Origin of the sequence: Shewanella sp. H8 (genome assembly GCF_040285065.1) — a bacterium.
Taxonomy (GTDB): Bacteria; Pseudomonadota; Gammaproteobacteria; order Enterobacterales; family Shewanellaceae; genus Shewanella; species Shewanella polaris.
Window position 1 is genome coordinate 4,170,684 of the sequence record NZ_CP157213.1, and the last position, 26,457, is coordinate 4,197,140.

Here is a 26,457-nt window from a genome sequence, read left to right on the forward strand (position 1 = left end):
ACCAACAATATTACAATCAGTATCGTTAAACATCGCGTGACATATCAATCAACATTTGTTGTTTTATTTTATGTTCAATCTCGTTTTTGGGCATAGGCTTAGCGAAATAATAACCCTGAATAATATGACATCCTCGCTGAACAACTTGATTCAATTGCTGTTCCGATTCAACCCCTTCTGCAATCACTTCAAGGGATAAATTTCGTGCTAATTCAATAATACTGCTCAAGATAGCTTGATCTGCTTTGTTAGTATCAATATGGATTAAAAAGCAGCGATCAACTTTTAGGACATTAACTTGGAATGAGCGTAAATAAGCAAGAGAGGAGTAACCAGTCCCAAAATCATCTATGGCAACATCAATACCTAACTGCTTCAAAGCGAGCAAATGCTGACTGGCAATATCAATCTCTTTCATCAATACACCTTCAGTAATTTCCATCGACAAGCAATGAGCAGGCATGCCAGTTTTATGCAATGTCGCAGTTAAAAAGTCGATAAAATCTGGTTGTCTAAAGTGCATAGCAGATACGTTAACTGATACTTTTATCTCACTTTGATACTGTCGATGCCAGTAAGCACCATCGATACAAGCTTGAGTTAGCACCCAGCGATCAATCTCCACAATAAGGCCGCACGATTCAGCTATACCAATAAATACATCGGGGTTAACCATGCCATCTTTTGGATGTTGCCAACGAATTAATGCTTCTACGCCGACTAAGCGATTTTGTTGCTGAACATCAATTTGAGGTTGATAGTACAATTCAAATTCGTTGCATTGTACTGCTCGGTGCAAATCAGCTTCTAAGCGCAAATGATATAAGGCTTCTGCGTTACGCTCAGCGGAGTAATATTGAAAATTACCACGGCCTTCTTCTTTAGCATGATACATGGCTAAATCAGCATTTTTAATTAAGGTTTCAGGAGTTTGATCATCATCAGACCAAATGCTAATCCCGATACTGGTCGAGATAAAAAACTCTCTACCATACAGTTTGAATGGCATTTCGATTTGTTTTAGTAATTGTGTCGCTATGTGATTAATGCTGTCGACATCGTTTGCGTCACGAAGCAAAAGCACAAATTCATCACCACCAAAACGGCATAATAAATGCTTTTCTGACAAGCAAGACTGAAGCCGATTAGCCGCTTCAACTAATAATGCATCGCCCATACTATGACCGTATGAATCATTAACATGTTTAAAGCGATCAAGATCTAGAAAAAGTAGTGCTAAGGTTTCTTTGTGCTTTTTAGCGGTTTCAATTGCTTCGCCCAGTCGACGAGAAAACATCGCCCTATTAGCTAAACCGGTTAACGTATCGCTGTTAGCCAAACGACGTAAGTGCAACTCATTGTGTTTACGTTCGGTGATATCAGAAAAAACCACCACATAATGCAATGCTGCACCATTAACACTGAGCATCGTCGATACATTTACCCATACAGGACAGCGACTGCCATCAATACAGTTAAACTCGCACTCTCCAGTCCAAAAATGTTCTTTATCAAACACATCCTGCATATCGAACGGCTCTGGTGTTGCAAACACCAAATCGGCAAAATGCTTGCCAGCTAAATCACTATTTTTAGAGGTTAAAATTAAATTAGCTGCCGCATTACTAATTTTAATATTTTTATCAGCATCTAATATCAGCACTCCTTCGGAGGTATTTTCAAAAGCCTGAGCTAACAAATTGACTTCGCTTTCCAGCTCACGTTGTTGCGATATATCAGTATACATACCCGCAGCATGAGTCACACGACCACTACTGGGATCAAATTTAATCGCTCTGCCTTTAATCCGTAGCCAATGCCATTGGTGATCATACTGATTGCGATATCGGTACTCGGCATCAATCATTTCTTCTTGACCTGTTATAAGGTCTTTCCAGACAGATTGCATCCGATCAACATCGTCTACGTGTATGGGTATATCCTCTAGTTTGACACTAATATTATGCTCTGGTCCTAACACACCACTCTGGTTATCTAGCGACAACATTTGAGTAGAATCATGCCACTCCCATAAATCAGAATCGCTGCCTTTTAAGGCTTGATGTAAGCGCTCATCACTTTCAACTAATGCATGGTTAATTTGTTTAAAGCGATGCACTTGTCGCTGCCTAAACAACAACATAATAGAAACAATTAACAAAATACTAAAAATGAAGGCTACTTCAAATTGCTGAGTGCGCCACCAAAGCTGCTTTACGGCAAATTGATATTGGAATGGTTCACTTGACCAAACACCATTTCTTTTGTACAAGAGTTCAAGTACATACGCCCCGGCACTTAACCCTGTAATATTAATTTGCGACTGGCCTTCTAATAACACGTAGTTTCCTGCCGCATTATCATCCTTAGCGAGTCGGTACTGTATGGCCATCGGTTTATCATCAAGATAATCGAGTAATGCGATTTGAAAACTAATTAAGCTAGCGCCCGGCTCGACTTGAGTGAGTTGACTTGGTATTAAATAAACTGCGGTATTATTTTCGTAAAATACAGATACAGATTCGAGTATGACTTTGTCACTGATGGTGCGAGGCGCCAATGTATCAAGATCGATTAACATTGCCCCATCAGGCGTACCAATGAAGAAACCTTTATTAGGATCATAAAATTTTGCTGATTCATTAAATTCGTCAGAAATTAACCCATCTTGATGACTAAATGAACTGACTTTACCGGACTTTTTATTCACTTTAATAATGGCACTAGCACAACCTACAATGTGGTCTGTAGTGGTATCTTGAAAAAAGAACACCACTTTACAATCGATCTTCCATTGTTGATCAAGCGAGATAAGCTCATCGGTTTTTGTATTGTATTGATAAATACCATGCTGGGAAGTGCCTAACCACATAATACTTGGGGCTACTTGCATAAAGCTATTCATCGTAGGAAGGTTAGTAAAATTAGTAAACACGTCCAACTTTGAAACATATTCACCAGCCGCAGTTAAATAACCAAAATGCTTACCACCACTTAGCCATAAACGATCAGCATCATCTCTCAGCATGGCTTTATACCAAGTATTAATCAGTGACTGTTGACCATTTGATAACGCTTGTAGCTTCAGATCAGTATTACCCTCTTTCCAATAATACAATCCATGATTGGTCCCGAACCAAATCACATCGCTATAAAATTCATCATGATAAATACCAATGACTACTTTATCTTTCAGTGACTCTTTACCGCCACTCCAACTAGCAAAATTAGAACTAACATTAGTGATTTTATTCACCACATAAAGCCCGCTTGATGAGGCTAATACGAGATTCTGTTCATCTAGCGATTCAATTCGGTAAATACTGTCATTAAGTTCAAACCCTGGCGGAGTGATCATTGTTGACGTTTGGTTCTGAGTATCGACCACAGATAAGCCACCATCGGTCCCCATCCACAACTGATCACCTTCGCTGTATATTGACCACACCATTTCATTATCCAATTGATAAGGTGGGGCTTTAGAATAATCTTCAATTAAAAACTTAGGCTTACCAGCAATGACCGCAAGACCATCGCCAGAACCACCAACCCACAATAGACCATCGGCATCAACTGCCATATCGTGAATATAATCAATATTGGCACTTTGTTTAAGTTCATCATGATAAAGTGTAAATGTATCATTAGATGGGTTCCAAAAAATAAGCCCTGTCCGACTCGATATCCACAAGTTGCCATCAAGGTCTTGTTCCATCTTATCGACGTAATATGGGATGTTAGTCACGGGTTGTAAACGTAAATTCTCGACATCAACGCTAAATAATCCTTTAGAAGTCAACATCCATATTCGATGCTGTTTATCTTGGAACAATTCCCTAATCGAACCATTTTGATCTGTCCATGGAAATGCGCCGATAAACGCCCCATCGGCCTGATGAAGTTCCAATAAATGATCGGTTGAAAATAGATATTGAGATGAGTGTAATTCTAGCGCGTTGCGCCAAGGTAATTGATGATCTAATGAGTGGCTTGCAGATAAAGACAATTGTTGAGAAACATCATCAAAATAATAGACTTGTCCCGAATAGGCTAATATAAGTAATCGCCCATCGAGCTGACGCTGAGTTGCCACTACACGAATACTGTTGTTAATATTAGTGACGTCATTATCTTTAGGTTTAAGCAATAAGCTAAAGTGATTATCTAAAATACTGTATAAATATAATGAGCTATTGCTGCCGATAAGCAAATGATCTTGACCAGCATTTACCACTGTAGTGATGAGTTCGTCATCAAGTACAGAATAAAAACCGACTTTATCAATACGCCTTACTTTGCTATTACTAACCCGATACAGACCTTGTTGAGTAGCGAGCCAAACAAACCCATAATGGTCAAAGCTAATATCTTGAATTATCGCATTGGCTAATCCATCTCGCGCAGTAAATACTCGCTGTACTACATCCCCTGCATTAGCAGGTATAGCGGCGAGCAGATTAAACCCTATACAGACTAACCAATAGATTACCGCTCTGTTCATAAATTAAGCCTAGACCTCAAAAGATAATATGTTTACTAATCGCCATGATTTACTGATAAACGGAATAACAACGACACCAACCAACATATTGGTTTAATGCCTCAGTAAGTGAAGTTATAGTATAATCATCTACACCAAAAAAATAACAATTAACAAACTTTTTTTAGGGCATTCTCGAGTAGTTTTATAAACATTATTAATGTTTTAACATTATTCGGTAGAGAAAGTAATACTCATCTATAACACTAGTCTAAAAATCAAACTACAGGCAAAAAAAAGCACCCCCCTAGATGGAGTGCTTGTTTATCGCTATATCGTCAGCGTAAATTACTTCTTCTTAACCGCTTTCGGGTTAGGTAGATCAGTAATTGAACCTTCATACATTTCAGCCGCTAAACCAACTGATTCATGTAAGGTTGGGTGAGCATGAATCGTTAATGCTAAGTCTTCAGCATCACAACCCATTTCAATCGCTAGGCCAATTTCACCTAACAATTCACCACCGTTAACACCAACAACAGCACCACCGATTATACGATGAGTATCTTTGTCGAATATTAACTTGGTCATACCTTCACTGCAATCTGATGCAATGGCGCGGCCACTTGCAGCCCAAGGGAAAGTAGACGTTTCAAAAGCAATACCTTGCTCTTTGGCTTCTTTCTCAGTTAGACCAACCCATGCTACTTCTGGATCAGTATAAGCAATCGATGGAATCACTTTAGGGTCAAAGTAATGCTTCATACCCGCAATTACTTCAGCCGCTACATGACCTTCATGCACACCTTTGTGAGCTAACATTGGTTGACCAACGATGTCACCAATTGCATAAATGTGTGGCACGTTGGTACGTAATTGCTTGTCTACATTGATAAAGCCACGCTCATCAACATTTACACCCGCTTTTTCAGCAGCAATTAACTTACCATTAGGTGAACGACCAATTGCCACTAATACAGCATCGTAACGAACAGGTTCAGCAGGTGCTTTCTTGCCTTCCATTGTGACGTAGATACCGTCTTCTTTAGCTTCTACAGCCGTCACTTTAGTTTCAAGAATAAGGTTAAACTTCTTCTTAATTTGTTTAGTGAATACTCGAACAACGTCTTTATCTGCTGCAGGGATAACTTGGTCAAACATTTCAACCACGTCAATTTGGCTGCCTAAAGATGAATACACAGTACCCATTTCTAGACCAATAATACCACCGCCCATTACCAATAACTTACCAGGCACTTCTTTCAATTCTAGTGCGTCAGTCGAATCCCAAATACGTGGATCGTCATGGGGGATAAATGGCAGTTTAATTGGACGAGAGCCTGCCGCAATAATAGCTTGCTCAAACTGAACCACAGTAACAGTACCGTCTTCAGCCGTCACTTCTAGGCTGTTAGGGCCAGTGAACTTACCAAAACCGTTAACCACGTTAACTTTACGCATTTTAGACATTCCGCCTAATCCGCCCGTTAACTGACCAACAACTTTGTCTTTAAAGCCGCGTAATTTTTCTAAATCGATTGTTGGCTCACCAAATACCACACCGTGACTCGCAGCTGATTTAGCTTCTTCAATCACTTTAGCAATGTGTAGTAATGCTTTAGATGGGATACAACCTACGTTCAAACATACACCACCTAGGGTGCTAAAACGTTCAACGATAATGGCATCTAAACCTAAATCAGCTGCACGGAATGCTGCTGAATAGCCTGCAGGGCCTGATCCTAATACAACTACCTGAGTTTTAATTTCGTTACTCATGTTTTCCTCTATTCTTTGCATATGTTGGCGAACAAAACCGATTCAACAATCAATGTGGTCAGATTGTGATAGCTGACCGCATTTTACCCTTTGTTTGATGACGATCACAATCAAACATTAGTGATAATCATCGACATAAAAAAGGCCACTCTATTAGAGCGGCCATATTTGTTTACAATATCATGGTACGAATGTCAGATAAGATGGCTGACAATGTCACACTAAAGCGTGCGGCCATTGCACCATCAATCACACGATGGTCGTATGATAATGACAATGGCAACATTAATTTAGGCTCAAACTCTTTGCCATTCCACTTAGGCTTAATTTCAGATTTAGACACACCTAAAATCGCCACATCAGGGTAATTAACAATCGGCGTAAATGCCGTACCGCCAATGCCACCTAAACTTGAAATCGTAAAACAGCTGCCTTGCATATCAGCCGACTTTAACTTGCCGTCACGAGCACGGATCGAAATGTCAGTTAACTCGCGAGACAATTCAACAATGCCTTTTTTATCAACGTCACGTACAACCGGAACCATTAGGCCATTAGGCGTATCAACAGCCACACCAATGTGGAAGTACTTCTTCTGAATCAGCGACTCACCATCACTACTTAAGCTTGAGTTAAACACAGGGAACTCAGCCAATGCTTTCGCGACAGCTTTCATCATAAACACCAGAGGCGTGATTTTGTAATCTGCTTTCTTCTTCGCTGCAAGCTCATTTTGCTGCTTACGGAAGGCTTCCATCTCAGTAATATCAGCTTCGTCGAACTGGGTAACATGCGGAATCGTTACCCAGTTACGATGTAAGTTAGGTCCAGAAATTTTCTGGATACGGCTTAGTGGTACTTCTTCCACTTCACCAAACTTACTGAAATCAACTTTAGGAGCAGCAATCACACTTAAGCCACCGGCACCACCAGCAACCGCCGTAGCAGCTGTCGCTTTAGGGCGTGACAACTCATATTTCACAAATGCTTGCACGTCTTCTTTCAAAATCCGCGCTTTACGTCCAGTACCAGTAACCTTGGTCAAATCCACACCAAATTCACGCGCTAAACGGCGCACAGAAGGCGATGCGTAAGCAACTCCGGTAGATTTAGGTGCCGCAGCACTAGGGTGATACGGTACCGGCGGAGTCGATGGACGACTGGCAGCTATTGTTGATGCAGGCGCTACTGGAGCAGACTCCGTTTGAACAGGAGCAGCTTGAGCAGGTGCGGCACTAGTCGTTTCAATAGTCGCAATTAAGCTACCTTGAGACACTTTATCGCCCACGTTAACCATTAACGACACTAACTTACCGGCAAATGGTGCTGGTACTTCCATGGTCGCTTTGTCAGTTTCAAGGGTAATTAAACCTTGATCTGCGGTGATTTCATCACCAACAGCAACCAGCACTTCAATAACATCGACATCATTAGCGTCGCCAATATCAGGTACATGAATTTCTTGTACTTGGCTTGTTGTTACGGCTGCCATTGCTTGAGAAACAGGAGCTGCAGCCTGAGGTGCAGCTGCTTGAGCTTCCGGTGCTGTTGCTTGTGGCGCTGACACTGCTGGTGCTACTGGTTCAGAACCAGCAACTTCTAGCGTAATAACTAATGAACCTTCAGAGACTTTGTCGCCAACAGCCACTTTCACTGATTTAACCACACCCGCTTTAGGTGACGGTACGTCCATGGTGGCTTTATCTGTTTCTAAGGTAATTAAACCTGTATCAACATCAATGCTATCACCTACAGCAACCAACACTTCGATGACAGACACATCTGTATCACCGCCAATATCTGGCACTTTCACTTCAATCACTTCAGAGGCACCAGCACTTGGTGCGGCAACAGGCGTCACTGGTGCAGGAGCCGCAGCTTGTGCGACTGGCGCTTCAGCTTTAGGCGCTGGTGCTGCAACGTCTGCTTTGGCAGGCGCGGCATCAGCAACACTCATCATCGCAATTAACGTGCCTTCTGACACTGTATCACCCACAGCAATTTTTAATTCTGCCAAGGTACCAGCAAAAGGTGCTGGAATATCCATGGTTGCCTTATCGCTTTCAACTGTAATGATTGACGCTTCTTTCTCAAGAAAATCACCCACTGCAGCACAAATTTCAATAACTTGTACAGCATCAGTATCGATATTAGGAACCAAAACTTCTTTTAATTCAGCCATTTTGTATCCCCTTACGCGAGCTGTGGGTTGATCTTGTCAGCATCAATGCCATATTCAGCGATGGTTTTAATCAACACATCCACTGGCATTTCATTACGGTCAACAAGTGACTTCAACGCCGCAATGACAATAAACTTGGCATCAACTTCAAAATGATGACGTAAGTTTGCGCGGCTATCGCTACGACCAAAACCATCTGTACCTAACACTTTATAGTCAGTTGGCACGAATGCACGTAATTGCTCACCGTATATCTTCATGTAGTCAGTCGCCACAATCGCTGGCGCATCTGCAGATAATACTTGGCTAATATATGCTTGCTTAGGTTTTGCTGTAGGATGCAACATGTTCCAACGCTCAGCAGCTTGACCATCACGAGTTAGCTCATTAAAACTGGTCACACTGAATACGTCTGCAGTTACGCCAAAGTCTTTGGCTAATGCTTGCGCGGCTTTACGAACTTCTTCAAGAATCGTACCGCAACCCATTAATTGCACTTTGCCTTTACCGCTACCAGCAACTGATTCAAGCTTGTAAATACCTTTTACAATACCTTCTTCGGCACCGGCTGGCATTTCTGGCTGAACGTAGTTTTCGTTCATTGTGGTTAAGTAGTAGAAGATATCTTCTTGGTTTTCGCCATACATACGACGAATACCATCTTGTACGACTACCGCAATTTCATAACCGTAAGTAGGGTCATAAGAAATACAGTTTGGAATAGTGTTAGCCAATACGTGGCTGTGACCATCTTGATGCTGTAAACCTTCGCCGTTCAATGTTGTACGGCCAGAAGTACCGCCCACCAAGAAACCACGTGCGCGCATGTCGCCAGCAGCCCATGCCATATCGCCGATACGTTGGAAACCGAACATAGAATAGTAGATGTAAAACGGAATCGTTGGCATGTCGTTGACTGAGTAACTGGTTGCAGCTGACACCCAAGATGACATTGCGCCTAATTCGTTAATACCTTCTTGTAAAACCTGACCAGTTTTAGCTTCACGGTAGTACGCCACTTGATCAGAATCTTGTGGTACGTATTTTTGGCCTTCGTGAGCGTAAATACCCACTTGACGGAATAAGCCTTCCATACCAAAAGTACGCGCTTCATCAGGAATAATTGGCACAATGCGTTTGCCAATGCCTTTGTCTTTTAACAATGCGGTTAATACGCGCACAAACGCCATTGTTGACGAAATTTCACGGCCATTAGAACCTTTCAAAATCGAATCGAAAATTTTCAATGAAGGAATATCTAACTCTTCAGTGAACTTTTCACGACGCTGCGGTAAATAACCTAATAACGCTTCACGGCGACTCTTCAGGTATTTAACTTCTTCAGAGTCAGGACCGGGATGATAGAAAGGCAAATCTTCTAACTTGTCATCAGGGATCGGAATATTGAAACGGTTACGGAAGTGTTGAATAGCCTCTATGCCCATTTTTTTCACGTTATGAGCAATGTTTTTACCTTCACCCGCATCACCTAAACCATAACCTTTAACGGTTTTAGCAAGAATAACCGTTGGACGACCTTTGGTTTTCTGTGCATGTTCAAGTGCAGCGTAAACTTTTACAGGATCATGGCCACCACGGTTTAAGCGCCAAATGTCATCATCTGACATATTAGCCACCATTTCTGCGGTTTCAGGATATTTACCAAAGAAATGTTCACGAGTCCATGCACCACCTTTAGCTTTACAGTTTTGGTATTCACCGTCTACGGTTTCTTCCATTAACTGTAATAACTTACCGCTGGTATCACGCGCCAATAATGGATCCCAATAACGACCCCAAATGACTTTAACCACTTCCCAACCTGCGCCGCGGAATTCGCCTTCAAGCTCTTGGATAATCTTACCGTTACCACGAACAGGACCATCTAAACGCTGTAAGTTACAGTTAACGATAAACACTAAATTATCTAATTCTTCGCGCGCAGCTAAGCCAATTGCCCCCAAAGCTTCTGGCTCATCACACTCACCGTCACCTAAGAAACAGTAAACAGTTTGCTTAGAACAATCTTTTAAACCACGGTCAGTTAAATACTTTAAATAACGTGCTTGGTAAATGGCTTGAATAGGACCTAGACCCATCGATACCGTCGGGAACTGCCAATAGCTTGGCATTAATTTAGGATGCGGGTAAGAAGACAAGCCTTTGCCATCGACTTCTTGACGGAAGTTAGCCATTTGTTCTTCAGTAATACGCCCTTCAAGGAAAGAACGCGCATAAATACCCGGTGCGATATGACCTTGAAAATACACCAAGTCACCACCATCTTGCTCATTTGGTGCACGGAAGAAGTGGTTAAAACACACATCATAAATTGTCGCGCTAGAAGCAAAACTGGATATATGACCACCAAGCTCTAAATCTTTCTTAGAACCACGTAATACCATTGCCAAGGCATTCCAACGGATAATCGCACGAATACGACGTTCCATTTCTTGGTTACCAGGCATATTAGGCTCTTGGCCTGCTGGAATAGTATTTAAATAGGCAGTAGTGGCATTGTAAGGTAAGTGAGTACCATTACGACGTGCTTTATCAATTAATTTTTCGAGTAAAAAATGTGCACGTTCAGGCCCTTCATGCTCTAACACAGCTTGCAGAGCATCAACCCATTCATGGGTTTCTAGTGGGTCTAAATCTTGAAGCATATCTTCAGACATCTCGCAGTCCTTCTTTATATACGGGTTATATTTCGGCTTTTAGTTGCTGCTTGTTGACACAGCAAAAATGTATTCTTATTCAAAGTGACAAGTACTACACACCGCTCTTTAAACGGCGCAAACTACGTTGCAACCGACTGTCTTCTTCTCTTACTGCCAACATGACTTCTTCGATGTAGCTTAAATGTTCATTCGAAGCTTCACGCGCAGCGTCTGGGTCCCGACGTACAATCGCAGCGAGTAAAGCTCGTCTGTGATCATTTGCCATGGTGGAAGCTTCTTCGCGTCGGCTTAAAAGTTCCAAGTTTTGTTCTACATTTTTATGTAGTACAGGGGTTAAACTTAATACTAGATGAAGCATTGCAACATTGTGTGACGCCTCTGCCACTGCACGATAAAAATGTACAATTGCATCTGCCTGCTCTTCAATACCGCTTGCGGCTTCTACTTCATTAATTCGGTTTTTAATATTTTGCATATCCGCATCAGTACCGCGCAATGCAGCAAAATACGCCATCATGCCTTCAGTAGCGTGACGAAATTCAAGTAAGTCATACTGACTTTCAGAATCGTTATGCATTAATTCAACGATAGGATCGGCAAGACTTTGCCAAAGTTGTTCTTTTACATAGGTGCCACCGCCTTGACGACGCATCAGCAACCCTTTAGCTTCTAATTTTTGAATCGCTTCACGTAAAGAAGGACGAGACACTTCAAATTGTACCGCGAGTTCGCGTTCAGGAGGTAGCTTCTGACCTGGCTGTAAACTGCCTTCAAGGATCATTCGCTCTAATTGCTCCATGATCACATCAGAAATTTTTGGCTGGTTAATTTTAATATAAGCCATCTGGCGCCCTGCTCCCTAAACAAGCAATTGTCAATTGGTCTGACCAATTAATATGAGATAGCGCACTTTATCAAATCATACAAGCCATGTCTAGTTATCGGCATATCGACAATAGAACACCGTATTCGTTTAAAACGCTCGAGCCAAGAGCATAACTGATATTAACACTCAAGGGGTCAGACCATTTACTCGAATTAACCTCAACGCTGGATACAATAAAGCCGCCCTAGGAACTAGAGCGCTTCGCTGCTAGAGGCTATAAAATCTCAGCAGCAAAGCTGTCCTAGTAGGACGTAGTCCACCCTAGAGTCTAACTAACAACACCAAAAATGGTTAATACCGAAACCATTGTCAGCAATAACACAAAATTACGCTTACTCAATGCCAGTAATGCCAATGTCGACCGTATACTCAGCGGCGCATCACCTGCTTCAGGTAAAGATTCTGCCGCGATAGCAGTGTAAGTTACGATTGTTTTCGCATCGGTTTTGCCACTTAAACCATATTGTCGCCAAGCACTCAAACCAGTGCTAAATTGACCACTTAATACATAGCCAAAACTAAAGATACGGCTTGGCAGCCAATCCAATAGCATCAGCAAACGATCAACTAATGGCATCTCAAGCTTATTTTTATTATTGTAATCACTAAAAAAACGCACTGTACAATACAAAACAGCGCCAACGGGTTCTAAAAATATTAAATACAATGCCACTGCGCCGTAATAGCGATAATTAATCCAAGCGGTTATTTGCCCCACTTTACGACCTAAATCTTGCTCATCAACCACATGCAAGTGTTCAGTACAGTCCAACTCTCCGGCCAATCTATAACAAGCTTGTATATCGCCCCGACATGCCGCTTGAATATACTGTTTAAACACCCGTCGTAATGACTGGTGGCAAAAACAAATAATGGATATCACCACCCAAAACAACAAACTCAATAAATCATAAAAAATACCATCGAGCAGAAAACTAATCAGCAAAACCAATAAAGCAGGCAACACAATTGCCATCGCAACACCAAATTCGGATTTAAGCGATTGGTTATCCCAAAATAATGTTTGGTAACGCGCTATAACGCTATCAAACTGCCAACCACTGGGCAGAAGCTTCAAACGCTCTACTAAAATTGCCATTAACAATGAAAATAACGCCATGAAAATCCTTTTTTACTTCTATTTAGTTACTGCCACCATTAATAAGCAGCTCTTTAGCGGGCTATATTGATAAGTACCATCTAACATCAGCAAAGTCTGTAAGTGCTATTTTAAGCGCTAAGTGTTGTGTTTCAAGTTCGTAATCTCTAAGTGCTAACCTAAACAACTGGAATGGCTTGCTTATATCGAGACCAATCAAAACCACTACCGGGATCTGTTTTACGTCCTGGCGCAATATCACAATGGCCGACAATATTATTTACATTAATCATAGGATACTGCGCCATTAACTCCAATGTTAACAGGATTAATTGATCATATTGCTCATCGGTATACCCACTGTTATCTGTCCCTTCTAGTTCTATACCTATGGCAAAATCGTTACAACCCTCACGCCCATTGAATTCAGAGATGCCAGCATGCCAAGCTCTGTCATCACAACCCACATATTGAACCACTTCACCATCACGGCAAATGAGAAAATGCGCCGAAACTTGCAAGCTTGCTAACTCAGTAAAACTGTCGTCAGCATCTATATTTAGGCAACCTTGAAATAGTTCATCAATGTGCGGTAAGCCAAAACACCCCGCGGGTAAGCTAATATTATGGATCACCAATAAACTCACCTCGCCATTGGGGCGAGCGTTAAAATGTGGCGACATACACTTTCGAGCCTTGGTTAACCAACCTTGTTCCATTAAGCCTTGTGGCATATCCATCCTTAAACATCACTACCAAACCATTATGAGTTCAAATTTAACAGTATTAAACAGCAATACCAATCCTAAAAATTACCTATTTGCTTGTGTCAGTATAGCGATAAATTATGTTAATCTTTAATAGCTGCTTTCGGCAATAAACACTCTACTGAATGCGGATACCGTTTTGCCCTATCACGCTATGTTAGCAAGGACTTTGCTTATGTTAGAAAATGACATTCGTCACGCTGTAAAAACTGCCTTAGATGAAGACTTAGGATACACACCCCACAATACCATTCATGGGATGCTTAATGCCGACATCACCGCACAACTTATTCCTGAAGATAAACATATGTCTGGGGTGCTCATCACTCGCGAAGAAGGCGTTTTTTGTGGCAAAGAATGGGCTGAACAAGTATTTAATCAGCTGGGTAGTGAAGTTGTACTCCATTGGCATGTTGACGACGGTGATTTAGTGGTTCCCAATCAAGTTTTGTGTGAACTCTCTGGTCCGGCACGAGCCATTTTAACGGGTGAGCGCACTGCAATGAACTTTATTCAGATGTTGTCAGGCGTTGCCAGCTTAACCAAACTGTACGTCAACAAGCTTGCTGGCACTCATACTCAATTACTTGACACCCGCAAAACTATTCCGGGCCTTCGAACTGCACAAAAATACGCAGTCACCTGTGGCGGTGGACATAATCATCGCATTGGCTTGTTCGATGCTTTTTTGATTAAAGAAAATCACATCATGGCTTGTGGTGGGATTTCAAAAGCCATTAACGCAGCACGTCAATTAGACAGCCAAAAACCAGTAGAAGTTGAAGTAGAGTCACTTGACGAATTAACCCAAGCTCTCGACGGCGGCGCAGACATCATCATGTTAGACAATTTTGATGTCACTATGATGGTTGATGCCGTTAGCCTAAATAATCGTTATAAAGACCAAGATAAAGGCGCCAAATTAGAAGTGTCAGGCAATGTTACGTTAGACACACTAGCCAGTTTTGCACAAACTGGTGTTGACTACATATCAGTAGGCGCACTGACTAAACACATTAAAGCATTGGATTTATCGCTAAGATTAAAAGCTTGATGCTTCTAGGTCCTAGATTCTAGAGCGGACTGCGTCCTGCTAGGACAGCTTCGCTGCTAAGATTGAAATCCTGGGACAACTTTTCTGCTGAGCTTTTATAGCATCTAGCAGCGTAGCGCTCTAGGTACTAGATCCTAGTTCCTAGATTTTAGAGCGGACTTCGTCCTGCTAGGACAGCTTCGCTGCTAAAATTGAAATTCTGGGACAACTTTTCTGCTGAGCTTTTTATAGCATCTAGCAGCGTAGCGCACTTGAATCTAGGCTTTCTGCACATTCCATTCGGACATAGAAATCGGTCACAAAAAAAGCGCCAACAAACTAACACTGTTGCATTTTTGTCAAAAAAAAACTCATTAAACGGCTGTGTCAAAAAATAATTAACCGTGTCCAGTATTAATAACGTGAAATTAGTGCATTTTTAGAGATTTATTTCTTATTTGTACGTTAAGACTATTCCATTGTGTAACAATTTATACTAACTTTGTCTTAGGCGAGTTGGCTTTTAGGCCATGGACTATAATCATAAGATTGTAAATTACGTCAATTGTTATCAACTAATTAACATTTATCTTTTAAAACATGGGCAAATGTTATTTTTTATTTTGTTAATATTAACGTATTTACTCTATGTTTACCGCTCAGCCGAAATGTCATTAAGTAAATAATTAGCTAACATTATTTGCAGTTAACATTGTTTTTTATATGTGCATTGTGCTTATAAATAACGATGGGCAACACAAGGAATGTTGGCACTATAAAAATCGTGGTCATCGAACACCACATAATTGTGCTTTAAGGTTTTAGGCAAATGGAATGCCAGGCGACTTGGTGACTAGGCTCTATGACTAGACTAAGCTCGCAGTTATCGAGGATTGATACTACTACCCCGGCCTATTTTACGGAGAGAAATAATGAAAGGTATCAACCAAATCAAAAACGCTAAGGGTTTTACTCTTATCGAATTAATGATCGTAGTCGCGATCATCGGTATTCTTGCAGCAATCGCACTGCCTGCTTATAAAGATTATGTCACGTCTGCACAAGGCGGCGCAGCAATGAAAGGGATTACCTCTTTCACAACTAAAATTCAGACCTGTCTTGAAACAGATATTGGATGTTCAACAATAGATAACGAAATAGCTGCAAATTCTAAACTTACCGATACATTCACAACATTCGAACAAGATGCTACTGGTACTCTAGTTTGGAAGGAAAAAAAGTGTGAATTAACTGCTACATTTGCAGTACCTAGTGCGTCGACTCCTTCTTTAGAATTATCGATGGCTGGTGCGACTGGTGCTACCGCTGATGAAATAATACTTTGTAAAAAAGGTGCTGGTTTACCAACTACTTAGTCGTACAATTTAGAATGTGTTACTAAATAATACAGTAAGGGGCTATTATAGCCCCTTACTGAATAATAATGAGACTGTTATAACAATGTCCAACACTGGCTTACATTTAGGTTTATCAACATTATTTATTCGAAAAAACCTTCTTTCTGAAGAACAAATTTCAACGTCTATAACACTCTCCCGTAAAACCAAACAGTCCCTAGTCACAACGTTAATTCATTCCAAATTTCTCTCAGCTCGTGAAATTGCCGAGCTTTGTTATGAAGAATATGGTACTCCGTTACTTGATCTTAATGAATTTGATATAGCTAATATAACTGAAGGTTTATTAAACAAAAAACTCATAAATAAACATAAATGCTTACCACTTTTTAAACGTGGTAATCGACTTTATATCGCCACTTCAGACCCAACCAATATTGCGGCACTTGAAGATTTCCAATTTAGTTTAGGCCTACATGCAGAAGCTATTTTAGTCGAAGACGATAAACTCCTTAAAGCCTTAGAAAAAATACTCGAAGAAGACATTAGCGGTTTGGGTTTAGAAGGCATTGACGAAGAAGCCTTGGCTGGAATTGAAGTAACTGATACCAGTAGGGATGATGAACCGAGCGGTGACAGCAGCGATGATGCCCCGATTGTTATCTATATCAATAAAATCCTTACCGATGCAATTCGTAAAGGTGCCTCTGATTTACATTTCGAACCTTACGAGAAACGTTATCGAATTCGTTTCCGTATTGATGGCATATTACATGAAGTCTCCGAGCCACCAGTTAACTTATCCAACCGAATTTCTGCCCGGTTAAAAGTGATGTCGAAACTTGATATTGCCGAGCGTCGGGTACCGCAAGATGGCCGGATTAAAATGAAGCTGTCACGCACCAAATCCATCGATTTTCGTGTCAGTAGCTTGCCCACTATTTGGGGCGAGAAGATTGTAATGCGTATTTTAGATTCATCATCGGCACAACTGGGTATCGAAAAGCTCGGTTATGAAGATGATCAACGGCTATTATATGAAGAAATGCTCGCCAAACCTCAAGGGATGATATTAGTCACCGGCCCAACAGGTTCAGGTAAAACCGTATCTCTCTACACTGGCCTCAATATTCTTAATACCGAAGAGCGTAATATTTCTACCGCAGAAGATCCGGTTGAAATTAACCTTGAGGGTGTTAACCAGGTGCATATTAATTTAAAAGCGGGTTTAACCTTTGCATCGGCATTACGCTCATTTTTACGTCAAGATCCTGACGTGGTGATGGTCGGTGAAATCCGTGATTTAGAAACCGCCGAAATAGCGATTAAAGCGGCGCAAACTGGTCACCTAGTGTTATCAACCCTGCACACCAACTCAGCAGCAGAAACCCTAACCCGTTTAATCAACATGGGTGTACCCGGCTATAACATTGCCAGCTCAGTTAACTTAATTATTGCCCAACGACTAGCCAGACGCTTATGCCCAGAATGCAAACACGAAGAAGAAGTACCTGTTGCTGAATTGCAACGTTTAGGCTTTACTGAAGCTGATATAAACAAAGGTATTACGGTGTTTAAACCTGTCGGTTGTGAGCTTTGCTCTGGTGGTTATAAAGGTCGTGTCGGCATTTACGAAGTAATGAAAATGAGTGATGAAATTGCCCGTACCATTATGGAAGGTGGCAACTCGCTGCAAATTGCCACCTTAGCCAAACAACAAGGCATGCGCGATTTACGCCAATCTGGCTTACTTAAAGTGATTCACGGCGTAACCAGCATTGCCGAAATTAACCGTGTTACTAGCTTTTAATTCGGCTAGAATCAAACCGAGTAAGAGAAATCGACTAAGATAAATCGACTAAATTTAATTGATTAAGCGCAATAAGGTAAAGTTAAATCAGCTAAAGTTAATGAGTGATAGTCAGTCAAATGTTTATTTCACTATTTTCTATTCATAATAATAATTTAGCGCGGATACCGCTCAACACGAAAAGGATTGGCTAAATGGCTACAGCAGCAAAACGCAAGCCAAAGGCGAAGGGGAAAAAAACTACCAAACACCAACCTAAGGTTTTTACCTACCAATGGAAGGGAGTCAATCGTGATGGCCAACGCTCCTCAGGGGAGCTAAAAGGCTCTTCTATTGCTGAAATACGCAGTGTCTTAAAAGCCCAGGGGGTTACCCCAAAAGGCGTACGCAAGAAATCCGCACCGTTATTTAAGTCTGAAAAAAGCATCACCGCAATGGATATTGCGATGTTCACCCGCCAAATAGCTACAATGTTAGCGGCAGGGGTGCCATTAGTAACCACACTTGAGCTTCTTGGTCGTGGCCATGAAAAAGCCAAAGTACGTGAATTATTAGGTACTATTTTATCCGATGTCCAATCTGGTATTCCACTTTCTGATGCGTTAAGACCTCACCGACGTTATTTTGATGATTTATATGTTGACTTAGTTGCTGCAGGAGAGCATTCCGGTTCACTTGATGCGGTATTTGACCGCGTTGCAACTTACCGAGAGAAGGCCGAGCAATTAAAATCTAAAATCAAAAAAGCTATGCTTTATCCTATAGCCGTTGTTATTGTCGCGATAGCAGTAACAAGCTTGTTATTATTATTTGTTGTACCTCAATTTGAAGAAATATTTAGTGGCTTTGGCGCAGAGCTACCAGCATTCACCCAAATAATTATAAATATTTCTAAATGGCTACAGAGTGCATGGTATTACTTTGCTATCGCCATTATTGGTGGGATTTGGTTATTCCGACGTGCACATAGGAAATCTCAAGCTTTTCGAGACAGTGTTGATGTAGCCATCCTAAAAATCCCCCTGGTAGGTGATATCCTCCACAAAGCCGCAATGGCTCGTTTTGCCCGCACTTTATCAACCACCTTTGCAGCAGGTGTACCTTTAATTGATGGTTTAGAATCTGCTGCTGGCGCATCTGGCAACTATGTTTATCGTAAAGCGTTATTAAAAGTGCGCCAAGAAGTGATGTCAGGTATGCAGATGAATGTAGCCATGCGCACCACAGGGTTATTTCCTGATATGCTCATTCAAATGGTAATGATTGGAGAAGAGTCAGGTGGTTTGGATGACATGCTTAATAAAGTGGCTGATATTTATGAGATGCAAGTGGATGATGCTGTTGATGGTTTATCCAGTTTAATAGAACCAATTATGATGGTCGTGATTGGTACTTTAGTTGGTGGCTTAATCGTCGGAATGTATTTACCTATTTTCCAAATGGGTAATATAATAAACTAAAGGTTTTTATGACTTATTCAACAATAGAATTGAAATGACTGAATTTATCACCTTAATGGCCCAATACCCTTGGGTGTTTATCACTATTAGCTTTATTTTTGCTGCCACGATTGGCAGCTTTCTCAACGTCGTGATCCACCGCTTGCCAGTGATGATGAAACGCGAATGGCAAAGCGAGTGTAATTTTTATTTAAACGAATACCATCCAGATATTGTTAAACAGGTGGGTAATGAGCGCTTAAATAAACCTATCGATCAATTCCCAGCAAAATACAATATTGTGGTACCAGGATCTGCATGCCCAAAATGCAAGGCCAATATAAAGCCTTGGCATAATATTCCCATACTCGGTTGGATAATGCTTAAGGGAAAGTGTGCCGATTGTAAAACCGGTATTTCAATACGCTATCCGATTATCGAATTATTAACAGGGGCATTAATTGCCACTTTAGCTTGGCATTTTGGCCCAACATGGCAGTTTGTGTATGCCAGTATTTTAACGTTTGTGTTAGTTGCGTTAACAGGCATCGATTTAGATGAAATGCTATTACCGGACCAACTGACGTTACCAATATTGTGGTTAGGGTTAATTATTAACCTTAAAGGTATTTATGCTAGCCCTGAAGATGCCATTATTGGTGCTGCTGCAGGTTATTTAAGTTTATGGTCGATATTTTGGTTATTTAAACTGGTTACTGGCAAAGAAGGCATGGGCTACGGTGACTTTAAACTGTTAGCCGTATTCGGTGCTTGGTTAGGTTGGCAAATGCTGCCATTAATTATTCTATTATCTTCACTGGTTGGTGCTGTAGTAGGTATAACGATGATTATCGCTAAAAAACTCAATAAAGGTAATCCAATTCCTTTTGGCCCTTATATCGCTGCCGCGGGTTGGATTGCGTTAGTTTGGGGGCAAGATATTCTTAACTGGTATCTAAGTACATTATGATTAAAAACAAGTTTGTTGTCGGTCTTACCGGTGGTATTGGAAGCGGCAAAACCACTATAGCGAACTTATTTGCTGAATACGGCATAGACTTAGTCGACGCTGATGTTATCGCTCGAGAGGTTGTCTCAATAAGTTCTGATGGACTAAAAGCAATAACAGAGCATTTCGGTAAGGCTATTTTATTAGTCGATGGCAGCCTTGATAGAGCGGCTTTACGAGCCCAAGTATTTAATAACCCTCAACAACGTTTGTGGCTTAATAATTTGCTCCATCCTATGATCCGTCACCAGATGCTTTCTCAAGTACAAGCATCAACGTCAGCCTATGTGATAATGGTGGCACCCTTGCTATTTGAGAACCATTTAGATAGTTTAGTGAATACCACTTTGGTTGTAGACATTGCACCCGAGTTACAAATTTCAAGGACGATACAACGTGATGGTGTCAGTAAACAACAAGTCGAACATATTCTTGCGAGTCAAATGACCCGAGAACGACGTGTCGCTCAAGCTGATAATATTATTGATAATCAAGGAGAAAATGAACTGTTGCGCAGTCAAGTATTACGTCTGCACCAACAATACTTACAACAGGCTGCTGATTTAGAAACTGACCTCAATGACTGATTTAATCTACGAACAACCATTAAATGAAAAAATACGTAGTTATTTACGCATAGATAATCTTGGCCAACAGTTGCAATTATATGCCACACAAGATCATCAACATCAATGTTTCCCCTCGCTTTTCTCTCTTGCAGAGCTCACTGAACGTTGTGATTATCGCACCGACATATTAAAAGATATCGAAAAACAAATTCAGCTAATTTCCAATTGGCGAAAAAATTCAAATGTCGATAGTGTTCAAGTCGATCGACTCACAGAAAGACTTAACGCATTTAAGTCACCGTTACAAATACAAGAAAGAATTGGTTGTAGACTCAAACAAGATAAATTTATTACCGCATTACGACAACGATCAAATATGACAGGAGCGTACTGTAACTTTGATTTGCCTCAGCTACATTTTTGGTTAGGTCAGGATTGGCAACATAGACAACTAGATATTCAAAACTGGTTAGTACAATATCAACCACTTCTGGCACCGATATCCCTATTATTAGAATTAATCAGATCTACTGCAGACTTTAATCTATGCCATGCACAAGCAGGTTTTTTTCAAGGTGATTCTTCGCAACCACTGTCGTTAATCCGAGTTAAAATAAATTCCAACCAAAATTATTATCCCACCATTAGTGGCCATCGAAATCGTTACGCTATCCATTTCGTAGATTTTAATTTACAACGTCATACTAATGAATCTGTTGAATTCTCACTAGCAACCTGCACTTAAACACTTTACCATCAGTAACAACATTAATGACTAAGAACGATTATGCCTTTAACAGTAGTAAACTGCCCTATTTGTAGCACCAAAGTTGAATGGAAAGACGAAGCTCTATTTAAACCTTTTTGTAGTGAGCGTTGTAAACTTATCGACCTTGGTGACTGGGCTAGCGAGAAACACGCAATTCCGGTTAAGAATAGTATCGATCCTGATATGCTTGATGATATTGGTTTTGATGAAGGCGACTTCTTTAAAGACTAAGGGGCATAACATGCAAAAAAGGGTACATGTTGCCGTCGGCGTTATCATAAATCAACATAAGCAAATTTTATTAGCTAAGCGTCATGACCATTTGCACCAAGGTGGAAAATGGGAGTTTCCTGGCGGTAAAGTCGAACAAAATGAAACGGTAACCGCAGCGCTAATTCGCGAATTGAAAGAAGAAGTTAATCTTGATGTAAGCAGCACCACAGAATTTATGGATATTTGTCATGACTATCCTGATAAACAGGTAAGACTCGATATTCACTTAGTGACAGATTTCAATGGCCAAGCCGCTGGTGTTGAAGGGCAACAAATAGAATGGGTTGAACTACAAACCATCTCTAAATATGAGTTCCCCGAAGCCAATAAACCCATTGTAGATAAGTTATTAACGTTAAATTTATAACGACACCAAACCACCTCCTCTGCTGCAATAATTTTTTACCCCTCTCAACAAATGACAGACGTAAAAAAGCCCGCTATATAATAGCGGGCTGTCTCACGACTCTTTCAAGTCAATTAGGCGCCTGGAAATGACCTACTCTTTTATCCCCGAAGGGGACACATGGGCATATCGGCCACACAAACATGATGTTCAGATAAACCAAGCCATAATTTCAACAAATTACAGACGTAAAAAAGCCCGCTATGCAATAGCGGGCTGTCTCACGACTCTTTCAAGTCAATTAGGCGCCTGGAAATGACCTACTCTCACATGGGGAGACCCCACACTACCATCGGCGATACTGTGTTTCACTTCTGAGTTCGGAATGGGATCAGGTGGTGCCACAGCTCTATGGTTTCCAGACAAATTTTGTTTATCTAACGCATTCTTTTTTATGCATTAAATAATAATTCGGAAAGCTGATTGCTTTTTGAGTCTCTCACACTGTCTAAGCGCTCTATTCTAACACTAAGGTCATGCTCCCTTTAGTACGACCTCCATGGAAGGAGGAAGTGCTAGAAAATGTCGGGAACATTTTCAGTAAAACCCATCTGGGTTGTATGGTTAAGCCTCACGGGTCATTAGTACAAGTTAGCTCAACGCCTCACAACGCTTACACACCTTGCCTATCAACGTAGTAGTCTCCTACGGCCCTTTAGAGAGCTTAAAGCTCTAGGGATGACTCATCTTAGGACTCGCTTCCCGCTTAGATGCTTTCAGCGGTTATCGATTCCGAACGTAGCTACCGGGCAATGCTATTGGCATAACAACCCGAACACCAGCGGTTCGTCCACTCCGGTCCTCTCGTACTAGGAGCAGCTTCCTTCAATCATCCAACGCCCACGGCAGATAGGGACCGAACTGTCTCACGACGTTCTGAACCCAGCTCGCGTACCACTTTAAATGGCGAACAGCCATACCCTTGGGACCGACTTCAGCCCCAGGATGTGATGAGCCGACATCGAGGTGCCAAACACCGCCGTCGATATGAACTCTTGGGCGGTATCAGCCTGTTATCCCCGGAGTACCTTTTATCCGTTGAGCGATGGCCCTTCCATTCAGAACCACCGGATCACTATGACCTACTTTCGTACCTGCTCGACGTGTATGTCTCGCAGTTAAGCTGGCTTATGCCATTGCACTAACCGTACGATGTCCGACCGTACTTAGCCAACCTTCGTGCTCCTCCGTTACTCTTTGGGAGGAGACCGCCCCAGTCAAACTACCCACCAGGCACTGTCCCGAACCCCGATAAGGGGCCGCGGTTAGAACATCAAAACTACAAGGGTGGTATTTCAAGATTGACTCCACTCAGACTAGCGTCCAAGCTTCAAAGTCTCCCACCTATCCTACACATGTAGGTTCAATGTTCAGTGCCAAGCTATAGTAAAGGTTCACGGGGTCTTTCCGTCTAGCCGCGGGTATACGGCATCTTCACCGCAATTTCAACTTCACTGAGTCTCGGCTGGAGACAGCGTGGCCATCATTACGCCATTCGTGCAGGTCGGAACTTACCCGACAAGGAATTTCGCTACCTTAGGACCGTTATAGTTACGGCCGCCGTTTACCGGGGCTTCGATCATGAGCTTCTCCGAAGATAACCCAATCAATTAACCTTCCGGCACCGGGCAGGCGTCATACCGTATACGTCATCTTGCGATTTTGCACAGTACTGTGTTTTTGATAAACAGTTGCAGCCACCTGGTATCTGCGACTGCCGTCAGCTTAGGGAGCAAGTCCCATCACCGACAGCAGCGTACCTTCTCCCGAAGTTACGGTACCATTTTGCCTAGTTCCTTCAGCCGAGTTCTCTCAAGCGCCTTGGTATTCTCTACCCGACCACCTGTGTCGGTTTGGGGTACGATTTCTACTAACCTGAAGCTTAGAAGATTTTCCTGGAAGCATGGCATCAACTACTTCATCACCTTAGTGACTCGTCATCAGCTCTCAACCTGTACATTTAAGTACGTATTCCCGGATTTGCCTAAGAATACAGCCTACTACCTTAAACGCGGACTACCAACGCCGCGCTAGCCTAGCCTTCTCCGTCTCTCCATCGCAGTTAGCAGAAGTACAGAAATATTAATCTGTTTCCCATCGATTACGCCTTTCGGCCTCACCTTAGGGGTCGACTCACCCTGCCCCGATTAACGTTGGACAGGAACCCTTGGTCTTTCGGCGAGGGAGTTTTTCACTCCCTTTATCGTTACTCATGTCAGCATTCGCACTTCTGATACGTCCAGTGTGGGTTACCCCTTCACCTTCAACCGCTTACAGAACGCTCCTCTACCGCGCACTTCCTAAGAAATGCACCCGTAGCTTCGGTGGTATGTTTAGCCCCGTTAAATCTTCCGCGCAGGCCGACTCGACTAGTGAGCTATTACGCTTTCTTTAAATGATGGCTGCTTCTAAGCCAACATCCTAGCTGTCTAAGCCTTCCCACATCGTTTCCCACTTAACATACACTTTGGGACCTTAGCTGACGGTCTGGGTTGTTTCCCTTTTGACAACGGACGTTAGCACCCGCTGTCTGTCTCCCGAGTAGTACTCATTGGTATTCGGAGTTTGCAAAGGGTTGGTAAGTCGGGATGACCCCCTAGCCTTAACAGTGCTCTACCCCCAATGGTATTCGCTCGAGGCGCTACCTAAATAGCTTTCGAGGAGAACCAGATATCTCCGAGTTTGATTGGCCTTTCACCCCCAGCCACAAGTCATCCGCTCATTTTTCAACATAAGTCGGTTCGGTCCTCCAGTTGATGTTACTCAACCTTCAACCTGCCCATGGCTAGATCACTCGGTTTCGGGTCTACGCCTTGCAACTAAACGCGCAGTTAACACTCGGTTTCCCTACGGCTCCGCTATTCGCTTAACCTCGCTACAAAACGTAAGTCGCTGACCCATTATACAAAAGGTACGCAGTCACGGTCTCAAGAACCGCTCCCACTGCTTGTACGTACACGGTTTCAGGTTCTATTTCACTCCCCTCACAGGGGTTCTTTTCGCCTTTCCCTCACGGTACTGGTTCACTATCGGTCAGTCAGGAGTATTTAGCCTTGGAGGATGGTCCCCCCATATTCAAACAGGATGTCACGTGTCCCGCCTTACTCGTTTTCATCTATGGTTAGTTTTCATGTACGGGGCTATCACCCTGTGCCGCTGAGCTTTCCAACTCATTCCACTAACACCCCATAGACTTAAGGGCTAATCCCCGTTCGCTCGCCGCTACTAGGGGAATCTCGGTTGATTTCTTTTCCTCCGGGTACTTAGATGTTTCAGTTCCCCGGGTTTGCCTCACTACACTATGTATTCATGTAGTGATAACAGCTTATGCTGCTGGGTTTCCCCATTCGGATATCGTTAGCTCAAATGCTTATTACTAGCTCGCCAACGCTTTTCGCAAGTTATTACGTCCTTCATCGCCTCTGACTGCCAAGGCATCCACCGTATACGCTTGGTCACTTAACCATACAACCCAAATGAGTCTTTCTTTTTTCGCTTGTTACTCATCTTATTATGCGACGTTTTCAGTTTCACGATTCAATCATGTAGCGCTGCTACACTCATTCTTCGTTCAACTTCAAGCCTTGCCTAATAAGCGATTAACTGCGCTTAGCTTCTTTTATTGCTAAAAGAGACTAAGAAAAACAGGGTCGTATTATGACCAGCTGGTTTTTACTTGTCTCACCTCCAGGGTAGGAAGTGGACTCGCCTTAGTTTTTAGAATATTCAAGACACTTAAACAGTGTTTTGAGAACTCAAGATACTGATACTTTCGCATCAGTATTATTTTTCGCACTAACGTAATCACATCAATAACAATAAATCGTTATCAATGCGCCTTTAGTTAGTACTATCAGCTTTCCAAATTGTTAAAGAGCGGGCTTAAAAAAGCCAAAGATAAAATTTCATTTATCTTT

The 26,457-nt window shown here is 42.0% G+C and carries 16 protein-coding genes and 2 rRNA genes; 9 read left to right on the forward strand and 9 right to left on the reverse strand.

Annotation, left to right across the window (positions count from 1 at the left end):
• Window positions 1-25: 25 nt before the first annotated feature.
• The 7 genes from ABIS04_RS18135 to ampD form a co-directional block, all read right to left on the reverse strand.
• The gene (locus ABIS04_RS18135) at window positions 26-4,501 is read right to left on the reverse strand and encodes an EAL domain-containing protein (protein ID WP_350431992.1); all 4,476 of its coding nucleotides are present in this window, start codon (window positions 4,499-4,501) and stop codon (window positions 26-28) included.
• 327 nt (window positions 4,502-4,828) lie between these two features.
• Window positions 4,829-6,259: a dihydrolipoyl dehydrogenase gene (lpdA, locus tag ABIS04_RS18140; protein WP_350431993.1), complete on the reverse strand. Its 1,431-nt coding sequence runs from the start codon at window positions 6,257-6,259 to the stop codon at window positions 4,829-4,831.
• A 172-nt stretch (window positions 6,260-6,431) separates the two neighbouring features.
• Window positions 6,432-8,441, reverse strand: a complete 2,010-nt coding sequence (gene aceF / locus ABIS04_RS18145) for a pyruvate dehydrogenase complex dihydrolipoyllysine-residue acetyltransferase (RefSeq protein WP_350431994.1) — start codon at window positions 8,439-8,441, stop codon at window positions 6,432-6,434.
• 11 nt (window positions 8,442-8,452) lie between these two features.
• On the reverse strand, window positions 8,453-11,119 hold the full coding sequence (aceE, locus tag ABIS04_RS18150) for a pyruvate dehydrogenase (acetyl-transferring), homodimeric type (RefSeq protein ID WP_350431995.1): 2,667 nt from the start codon (window positions 11,117-11,119) through the stop codon (window positions 8,453-8,455).
• Window positions 11,120-11,213: 94 nt separating this feature from the next.
• Window positions 11,214-11,966: a pyruvate dehydrogenase complex transcriptional repressor PdhR gene (pdhR, locus tag ABIS04_RS18155; RefSeq protein ID WP_137224710.1), complete on the reverse strand. Its 753-nt coding sequence runs from the start codon at window positions 11,964-11,966 to the stop codon at window positions 11,214-11,216.
• Window positions 11,967-12,276: 310 nt separating this feature from the next.
• A complete protein-coding gene (gene ampE, locus ABIS04_RS18160; RefSeq protein WP_350431996.1) occupies window positions 12,277-13,128 on the reverse strand; it encodes a beta-lactamase regulator AmpE in 852 nt (283 codons plus the stop codon).
• 158 nt (window positions 13,129-13,286) lie between these two features.
• Complete coding sequence (ampD, locus tag ABIS04_RS18165; RefSeq protein ID WP_350431997.1) at window positions 13,287-13,841, reverse strand: 1,6-anhydro-N-acetylmuramyl-L-alanine amidase AmpD; 555 nt, start codon at window positions 13,839-13,841, stop codon at window positions 13,287-13,289.
• 208 nt (window positions 13,842-14,049) lie between these two features.
• On the opposite strand from ampD, the gene nadC reads away from it, so the two are divergent.
• The 9 genes from nadC (at window position 14,050) to mutT (ending at window position 22,501) form a co-directional block, all read left to right on the forward strand.
• Window positions 14,050-14,928, forward strand: coding sequence for a carboxylating nicotinate-nucleotide diphosphorylase (gene nadC, locus ABIS04_RS18170; protein WP_350431998.1), 879 nt, complete (start codon window positions 14,050-14,052; stop codon window positions 14,926-14,928).
• Window positions 14,929-15,839: 911 nt separating this feature from the next.
• Window positions 15,840-16,283: a prepilin-type N-terminal cleavage/methylation domain-containing protein gene (locus ABIS04_RS18175; RefSeq protein ID WP_350431999.1), complete on the forward strand. Its 444-nt coding sequence runs from the start codon at window positions 15,840-15,842 to the stop codon at window positions 16,281-16,283.
• An 85-nt stretch (window positions 16,284-16,368) separates the two neighbouring features.
• Window positions 16,369-18,075: a type IV-A pilus assembly ATPase PilB gene (pilB, locus tag ABIS04_RS18180; RefSeq protein WP_350432000.1), complete on the forward strand. Its 1,707-nt coding sequence runs from the start codon at window positions 16,369-16,371 to the stop codon at window positions 18,073-18,075.
• A gap of 194 nt (window positions 18,076-18,269) precedes the next feature.
• Window positions 18,270-19,535: a type II secretion system F family protein gene (locus ABIS04_RS18185; protein WP_350432001.1), complete on the forward strand. Its 1,266-nt coding sequence runs from the start codon at window positions 18,270-18,272 to the stop codon at window positions 19,533-19,535.
• Between the two features lie 34 nt (window positions 19,536-19,569).
• Window positions 19,570-20,484 (forward strand): A24 family peptidase, encoded by a 915-nt coding sequence (locus tag ABIS04_RS18190; RefSeq protein ID WP_350432002.1) that lies wholly within the window; start codon window positions 19,570-19,572, stop codon window positions 20,482-20,484.
• A complete protein-coding gene (coaE, locus tag ABIS04_RS18195; protein WP_350432003.1) occupies window positions 20,481-21,110 on the forward strand; it encodes a dephospho-CoA kinase in 630 nt (209 codons plus the stop codon). Before ABIS04_RS18190 ends, coaE begins: the two co-directional genes overlap by 4 nt.
• The gene (gene zapD / locus ABIS04_RS18200) at window positions 21,103-21,837 is read left to right on the forward strand and encodes a cell division protein ZapD (protein ID WP_140235345.1); all 735 of its coding nucleotides are present in this window, start codon (window positions 21,103-21,105) and stop codon (window positions 21,835-21,837) included. Before coaE ends, zapD begins: the two co-directional genes overlap by 8 nt.
• Before the next feature lie 42 nt (window positions 21,838-21,879).
• Window positions 21,880-22,092: a DNA gyrase inhibitor YacG gene (gene yacG, locus ABIS04_RS18205; protein ID WP_350432004.1), complete on the forward strand. Its 213-nt coding sequence runs from the start codon at window positions 21,880-21,882 to the stop codon at window positions 22,090-22,092.
• Window positions 22,093-22,102: 10 nt separating this feature from the next.
• The gene (mutT, locus tag ABIS04_RS18210; RefSeq protein WP_350432005.1) at window positions 22,103-22,501 is read left to right on the forward strand and encodes an 8-oxo-dGTP diphosphatase MutT; all 399 of its coding nucleotides are present in this window, start codon (window positions 22,103-22,105) and stop codon (window positions 22,499-22,501) included.
• Window positions 22,502-22,787: 286 nt separating this feature from the next.
• On the opposite strand, the gene rrf is transcribed toward mutT, so the two are convergent.
• Window positions 22,788-22,903, reverse strand: a 5S ribosomal RNA gene (gene rrf / locus ABIS04_RS18215).
• Window positions 22,904-23,100: 197 nt separating this feature from the next.
• Window positions 23,101-26,005: ribosomal RNA gene (locus ABIS04_RS18220) — 23S ribosomal RNA — on the reverse strand.
• Window positions 26,006-26,457: the final 452 nt, after the last annotated feature.

Coding starts and splice junctions, on each gene's coding strand:
- ABIS04_RS18135 (WP_350431992.1), bottom strand. CDS start 4,501: ATGAACAGAGCGGTAATCTATTGGTTAGTCTGTATAGGGTTTAATCTG.
- lpdA (WP_350431993.1), bottom strand. CDS start 6,259: ATGAGTAACGAAATTAAAACTCAGGTAGTTGTATTAGGATCAGGCCCT.
- aceF (WP_350431994.1), bottom strand. CDS start 8,441: ATGGCTGAATTAAAAGAAGTTTTGGTTCCTAATATCGATACTGATGCT.
- aceE (WP_350431995.1), bottom strand. CDS start 11,119: ATGTCTGAAGATATGCTTCAAGATTTAGACCCACTAGAAACCCATGAA.
- pdhR (WP_137224710.1), bottom strand. CDS start 11,966: ATGGCTTATATTAAAATTAACCAGCCAAAAATTTCTGATGTGATCATG.
- ampE (WP_350431996.1), bottom strand. CDS start 13,128: ATGGCGTTATTTTCATTGTTAATGGCAATTTTAGTAGAGCGTTTGAAG.
- ampD (WP_350431997.1), bottom strand. CDS start 13,841: ATGCCACAAGGCTTAATGGAACAAGGTTGGTTAACCAAGGCTCGAAAG.
- nadC (WP_350431998.1), top strand. CDS start 14,050: ATGTTAGAAAATGACATTCGTCACGCTGTAAAAACTGCCTTAGATGAA.
- ABIS04_RS18175 (WP_350431999.1), top strand. CDS start 15,840: ATGAAAGGTATCAACCAAATCAAAAACGCTAAGGGTTTTACTCTTATC.
- pilB (WP_350432000.1), top strand. CDS start 16,369: ATGTCCAACACTGGCTTACATTTAGGTTTATCAACATTATTTATTCGA.
- ABIS04_RS18185 (WP_350432001.1), top strand. CDS start 18,270: ATGGCTACAGCAGCAAAACGCAAGCCAAAGGCGAAGGGGAAAAAAACT.
- ABIS04_RS18190 (WP_350432002.1), top strand. CDS start 19,570: ATGACTGAATTTATCACCTTAATGGCCCAATACCCTTGGGTGTTTATC.
- coaE (WP_350432003.1), top strand. CDS start 20,481: ATGATTAAAAACAAGTTTGTTGTCGGTCTTACCGGTGGTATTGGAAGC.
- zapD (WP_140235345.1), top strand. CDS start 21,103: ATGACTGATTTAATCTACGAACAACCATTAAATGAAAAAATACGTAGT.
- yacG (WP_350432004.1), top strand. CDS start 21,880: ATGCCTTTAACAGTAGTAAACTGCCCTATTTGTAGCACCAAAGTTGAA.
- mutT (WP_350432005.1), top strand. CDS start 22,103: ATGCAAAAAAGGGTACATGTTGCCGTCGGCGTTATCATAAATCAACAT.